This window comes from Nitrospiraceae bacterium (assembly GCA_035623075.1).
In the GTDB taxonomy this organism is placed as follows: domain Bacteria; phylum Nitrospirota; class Nitrospiria; order Nitrospirales; family Nitrospiraceae; genus DASPUC01.
Map to the genome: position 1 here is coordinate 1 of DASPUC010000007.1, position 5165 is coordinate 5165.

General features: G+C 55.4%; 7 protein-coding genes. 3 read left to right on the forward strand and 4 right to left on the reverse strand.

The annotated features are described in order from the left end of the window. The first annotated feature begins 358 nt into the window (after window positions 1-358). Both VEI50_01750 and VEI50_01755 read left to right on the forward strand, forming a co-directional pair. Complete coding sequence (locus VEI50_01750; GenBank protein ID HXX73835.1) at window positions 359-841, forward strand: hypothetical protein; 483 nt, start codon at window positions 359-361, stop codon at window positions 839-841. Window positions 842-924: 83 nt separating this feature from the next. After that, window positions 925-1488 (forward strand): OmpA family protein, encoded by a 564-nt coding sequence (locus VEI50_01755; protein HXX73836.1) that lies wholly within the window; start codon window positions 925-927, stop codon window positions 1486-1488. 130 nt (window positions 1489-1618) lie between these two features. Here VEI50_01755 and VEI50_01760 read toward each other — a convergent pair whose 3' ends face one another. Continuing rightward, window positions 1619-2434 (reverse strand): S1/P1 nuclease, encoded by an 816-nt coding sequence (locus tag VEI50_01760; protein HXX73837.1) that lies wholly within the window; start codon window positions 2432-2434, stop codon window positions 1619-1621. Between the two features lie 162 nt (window positions 2435-2596). On the opposite strand from VEI50_01760, the gene VEI50_01765 reads away from it, so the two are divergent. Then, window positions 2597-2731 (forward strand): hypothetical protein, encoded by a 135-nt coding sequence (locus VEI50_01765; protein HXX73838.1) that lies wholly within the window; start codon window positions 2597-2599, stop codon window positions 2729-2731. A gap of 59 nt (window positions 2732-2790) precedes the next feature. On the opposite strand, the gene VEI50_01770 is transcribed toward VEI50_01765, so the two are convergent. The 3 genes from VEI50_01770 to VEI50_01780 form a co-directional block, all read right to left on the reverse strand. Further along, a complete protein-coding gene (locus VEI50_01770; GenBank protein HXX73839.1) occupies window positions 2791-3114 on the reverse strand; it encodes a helix-hairpin-helix domain-containing protein in 324 nt (107 codons plus the stop codon). Between the two features lie 489 nt (window positions 3115-3603). Further along, window positions 3604-3936 carry a PilZ domain-containing protein gene (locus tag VEI50_01775; GenBank protein ID HXX73840.1) on the reverse strand — a complete coding sequence of 111 codons (333 nt, stop codon included), beginning with the start codon at window positions 3934-3936 and terminating at the stop codon, window positions 3604-3606. A 114-nt stretch (window positions 3937-4050) separates the two neighbouring features. Further along, window positions 4051-4608, reverse strand: coding sequence for a hypothetical protein (locus tag VEI50_01780; protein ID HXX73841.1), 558 nt, complete (start codon window positions 4606-4608; stop codon window positions 4051-4053). Window positions 4609-5165: the final 557 nt, after the last annotated feature.

The window sequence follows — 5165 nt, forward strand, 5'->3', positions numbered from 1 at the left end:
GGCGGGTCCAGAGAGCTGTTGTGCATGTTGGAGGTCTTGGAGGGGTTTTAGGCTTCCCGCTCGTCATTGGCGGGCCTGCTCACCGCCCCTACACCCGACCTCGATGTCCATGAGCGTTCCTCTCACCGAGGCCTCCGCTCACTTTATAGATAACGTTCTTTCGCGCAAGATCAAGGACGCGGGAGGATGAGGCAGTGCCTTGATTGAGTTCCACCTGTTGCCAAAGGGGTCCCAGGAGAATTCATAAGAGGCTCAAAATCAATCCTATCGATTGTTTTCAGATTGCTGTAACCTTCCCGCGCCCCCGACCGACTAACTGAGCTGAAGCCTCCGCATTGTGAAACAAAAGGACGGCCTGATGGCCACGTCACAGCAGGAGTGGGAGCCAACAGAGCAGGACATGGACCTCTATCGAGATGCGGTATTAGAGCGCATCAAGGCTCTTGGTAAGACTGAGAACACGATCTTGTCAATCGATCAGTATGAAGAGATATGGCCTCTCTGGATGTGGAAGTGGGCGGTGGAGCAACCCGACGAGTTTGTCGCCGAATTTCAACCACACCTCACTGCGTGGTGGCGTATGGTCTATCCAGACGCCTCAGTATTATCGGATGATGATCCGGTGTTCAAAGCTTTCTGCGCCAACCTCTTCCTGCGATGGCGGTGGTGCTACCTCCAGTTGCTCGTCGCGACGGCGGGGATGCCGCAGCCCCTGCGTCGGCGTATGCGGCTCTGTGATCTCTCAAGTGCTGAACAACAGGCGATCCGAATGGCGGTTCATCGAACCCTCCATAGCCCAGCGTCGGGGAGGTTGAATCCAGCAAAGCGACTTAATCCTTAGCCACCTATTAAGCCGTTTTGGTAGCTGCTCAATCACGATTTCTCGCATTCACTAATTTTCATTTGGAACAGGCGGAGGGCGATATGCGAAATACGCCAGAGTTCATCATCATGGGAATGTTCGTCGTGGCGCTCATCCTTGCACAGGGGTGTGCGACCCAGTCTGGGTCTGGGACTGGAGAGACGCAGACGGAACGGATCGTCGCCCCTGCGATTCAAGACATTCCGCCCAAAGACCTTGAGGTAATGCCCTCGCGCTCACGGACCACACAGCCCGAGCTGGCCACCCGTAATGCGACCGGGCTGCCCAACGGGCCGTTGATGGATGTGCTCTTTGACTTTGATCGAGCTTCTTTACGGCCGGATGCGCTGTCGGTCTTGAATGGGAATGCCAAGCGGCTGCAAGCGGAAGAAGTCACGCAGCTGCTATTGGAAGGCCGGGGCGATGACGTGGGATCAGCAGCATATAACCTCATGTTGGGCGAGCGTCGAGCCGAAAATGTGAAGACGTATCTTCACGATTTAGGTGTGTCAATCGACATTACAACCATAAGCTATGGGAAGGATCGTCCTCTCTGTTTCCAAGACAGTAGCGAGTGTTTTCAGAAGAATAGGAGCGTGCACTTCGTCGTCAAAGAGAAAGAGTAAACGGCGAATGTCTGAAAATGACGGACTATCATCTGCTGATTTCATAACACCCTCCTTGCGCACGATATTCTCGCCACCACAACTTGCGAAGCAACTCTACCATCTGAGTGTCCGAGTCTACCGTTCCAGCTTACTTCTTCCCTAACGCCTCGTTCAGGATTTTCGCCAGTCGGACCCCGGCTTTAGCCAACTGTTGATCGACCACGGCCACACTGGCGCGGTAGTAGTCTTCGCCCAGCCTGCGATCCTCCGGCAGCACGTACACATGGTCTCTCGCGATATCGTGTGACTCCATGGCCCAGTCCGCCACTGAGCCATCCTCGAACGCCCCTTTTGGTTGAGCGTTCAACCACGCGTTCAGTCGCTTCACGACGCGTCGTGGGTCACGGTCACGCACCTCCAGAATCCCACTGTCCCACACCGCATGGAGATTCCACGGCTTCTGACTGTAGGGATCGATCGTCTCGCCGATAAATTCCACCTGTACATCATTCCCTCCGCGGTCATTGTTATTGGCGGCGTGAAGGGGTTGGTGGAGGTCACCCACTAAGTGGATAAGATACTTGAGGGCTTTTTGGCGTTTCTGCACATCTGCGTCCGCCTTGGCCAGGACGCGACGAAAGCGTTCGATTTGGCCGATGACACATTCATCCTGAGCGCAGTCGCGGGCGGCGTCATACTCGGTGTCCATGAGGTCGATGTTCACATAATGCCACGGGGCGGTCTGCTGGTTGCGCACCTTGTCCGCCCAACTGGCTGCCTTGATGAATGTGGTTCCTTCTAGGAGGGCAACCACTGCGTCGCGCACGTCAGAGTGAAGCCGCGGTTCTGCGATCATAGCCACGATCTCGTGCCCTTCGCGGGACCAGGCATGCAGGGAGGATGGGGCGAGCAGCAATACGAGAGCGAGTGCCAGCAGAAGACGTGACCGTGTTGAGCGTGGCACTCGCTAATCCCTGCTCCTCGAAGGCTGGGCGGGTTGCGAGGTTTGAGTCTCTTGGTCTCGCCGTTTCAGTCGGCGTCGATCAAGCCACCAGGCAACCACTGGAAACACAACGAACGAACCCGGAGCCATGAAACAGAGAACGTACGGACCCAGAGCGGTTAAATGGCGAAGGTGATGCGAGAGCTGGGATCGCTCTTCAGCAGTCCAGCGGACGCCATTGCGTTGTTTCATCAGCAATGGCATCAAGCCGTGAATCCCAAGAATTTCGGCACGAATGCGATCCCGTTCTCTCTGTAGCGGGCTGAGAAAGGGTGCGAAGAGTTTCGTCACAGATTCTCGATACGAGCAACGAAAAGTCACTTCTGCTTCGCCACAATCTGATCCTTGATCTTGTCATACGTTGCTTGCGGGATTACCTTTTTCTGGACCAGCTCATCCTTCCGCTTGTACGGACGATGTTCGATAATTTTCTTGGAATAAGCATCGCCGATCCCAGGGAGAGCTTTCAGTTGATCGGCAGAAGCCGTGTTAATGTCGAGCGGTTCGGCTTTTTCAGCGGCGTATGCATCTGTCAACCCACCAACTGAAAGCGTTGTCTCGCTGCTTCTCCAACTTAATGAAATCGCAAGGACTCCGACGAGCATCATCGTCGCAATCATCCATCGTTTTGCCATCATCATCGCGAACCCTCCTGGTTGATGATCTGTACTGTTTATGAGCTCGAACATTCTCAATCGAACGACAGCAATATTGGCACGAAAGTTGGCGAGTCACAGCTTCTGTGGATATTCCTGTGAACAACGTTGTGTTTGAACGATTGCGAAGCAGATGGAGCCTTATAAATAGCAAAGTGCCTGATATTTGAGCATTGTGGTTCGCCACCAAGAACCCCCATATCTTGGGGGCGGAAGAACCCTATACGTAATTACGCCGCGTGGCAATGTTAGATAATTCTAAATTGTTCGCATCCAATCGCCACGAAATCTGCTAATGCCATGTGACCTAGGGAGATTCCCAGGTATCCGAATCACTATCCACAGCGACGACTTCTCGCTGAGGATAACCGCCCGTAATAATGCCCAAATCATGCGCCCAGTGTGGCATCTCTCACATGCTGAAATTGGTCGTCTCTGCGAACGACATGAGTTCACGTGGAAGGCGTGGGCTGCTCATTCGATATCCTCGGTAGCTACCGCTAACCGGTGACAGAGGTACTCTTCCAAATCCTCCTGTGACTCTTCGTCAATGACGAGCGTTTCCACGCCAAAATCTTCACCTCGCACCCATCGCACGATGCCGGCGGTCACGTAGACTTGCTGGTCAATCGACAGGTTCACCGTCAATGAACAGACTTCGCCAACTCGTAACGGCAGATCGCCAGAGAACCGCCAGCCGCTGAAGGAGAGATTCCACACCGTGCCGGAACCCTCAAATTGACCGGTCTGGTAAGTCACGTGACAATAGATGGGAAAGCGACGGTAGGGACGAATCGTGAAAGGCATAGGAGCATCACCTATTGGAAGATCGCGACTTCTTCGATGGACACGGTATCGCGTTGGGGCGATCGATGCTGATGAGCATCTAGATCAGGCAAAAGCGAGCTGGCACATGGCGAACTACCAGCCTGCGACCAGGGAAATCACCCATCCGATGCCAGCGATGATCACAACAAGCAGGAGCAACCTCACGCTGATCCTCAAGAGGCCGACCGCGAGCCTCGTCAGTGTGTACATCAGGTCCATGACGAGGTAGATGATCACAGGAAGAAGTGCTGCGGCGACCAGTGCCGCACCACCCACCGCTGCCGCGACCTGCACCCCCGCCCAATGCTGCGCTTGCCCGTAGGTGTATCCCATCCATCCGCCCGCTAATGCGACAGGGCCAATCAGTAGTCGAGTCAGTCGCTTGGTCACACCCTGTGCGACGGTTGCCACGCTTGACGATGATGTCCACGATGCCGAGGAGGTACCCCACGATTGCGCCGGTTGCCAGGCGGGCGGGGCTTCCCATGAGGAAGAGGCTTCTATCGGAGACGCTGATTCAAGTGGCGGGACATACCGCGTGGCCTCAGCCAGTTTCTGCGCCCGCCAGCCGTCGGCCTGGTCTTGGTTGTTCCAATCAGGCGAACTACCAACCGATGCGAGTCGTTGGCCCTCTGTATAGTCGTCGGACATGGCACACCTCCTGGTCAGGAGCAGAGCTAGGAAACTCGTTCACGGACACGTCGCCTTACGAAGTGGGTGAGATGAGTGAGGGAATCTGGCTCTACCATTACGTTCTCAACCGGAAATTCACCTCCTCTTGACCACCGCACGACAGCCAGAGGAATGTCGATGTGCTGTGTGTTCGGCGGCGTGACGGTCAAGGAGAGGTTTTCCCCTTGGCGCATGGGGAGGTCGCCTGAGAGACGCCAACCGGAACACGAGAGATTCCACACCGTGCCTTTTCCTTGGAACGGACCAGCGTTATAGGTCACTGGGCATTGCACGGGGAAACGACGGAAGGGACGCAGGACGAATGGCATGGGGGATGCCTCGCTGGGCGCGTATTGTAGGAGGGGCACCAACCAAGGCGCAAGGGGTGGTCAAGTGGGGAATAGGTGTGACCAGCCCCCTATAGTTGTACCAGCGGCAATGTGAGTCAGGCAGGTCGTTGGCTGGCCGGCCGGATGAGCCTCATGGTGTGGGCACCTGACTTTTCAGGTACTCGCTGATGAGCGTGAAGTCATCGA

What these genes read in the sequence shown, in the direction of transcription:
- VEI50_01750 (HXX73835.1), top strand. Translation starts at nt 359, where the DNA reads ATGGCCACGTCACAGCAGGAGTGGGAGCCAACAGAGCAGGACATGGAC.
- VEI50_01755 (HXX73836.1), top strand. Translation starts at nt 925, where the DNA reads ATGCGAAATACGCCAGAGTTCATCATCATGGGAATGTTCGTCGTGGCG.
- VEI50_01765 (HXX73838.1), top strand. Translation starts at nt 2,597, where the DNA reads ATGGCGAAGGTGATGCGAGAGCTGGGATCGCTCTTCAGCAGTCCAGCG.
- VEI50_01770 (HXX73839.1), bottom strand. Translation starts at nt 3,114, where the DNA reads ATGATGATGGCAAAACGATGGATGATTGCGACGATGATGCTCGTCGGA.
- VEI50_01775 (HXX73840.1), bottom strand. Translation starts at nt 3,936, where the DNA reads ATGCCTTTCACGATTCGTCCCTACCGTCGCTTTCCCATCTATTGTCAC.
- VEI50_01780 (HXX73841.1), bottom strand. Translation starts at nt 4,608, where the DNA reads ATGTCCGACGACTATACAGAGGGCCAACGACTCGCATCGGTTGGTAGT.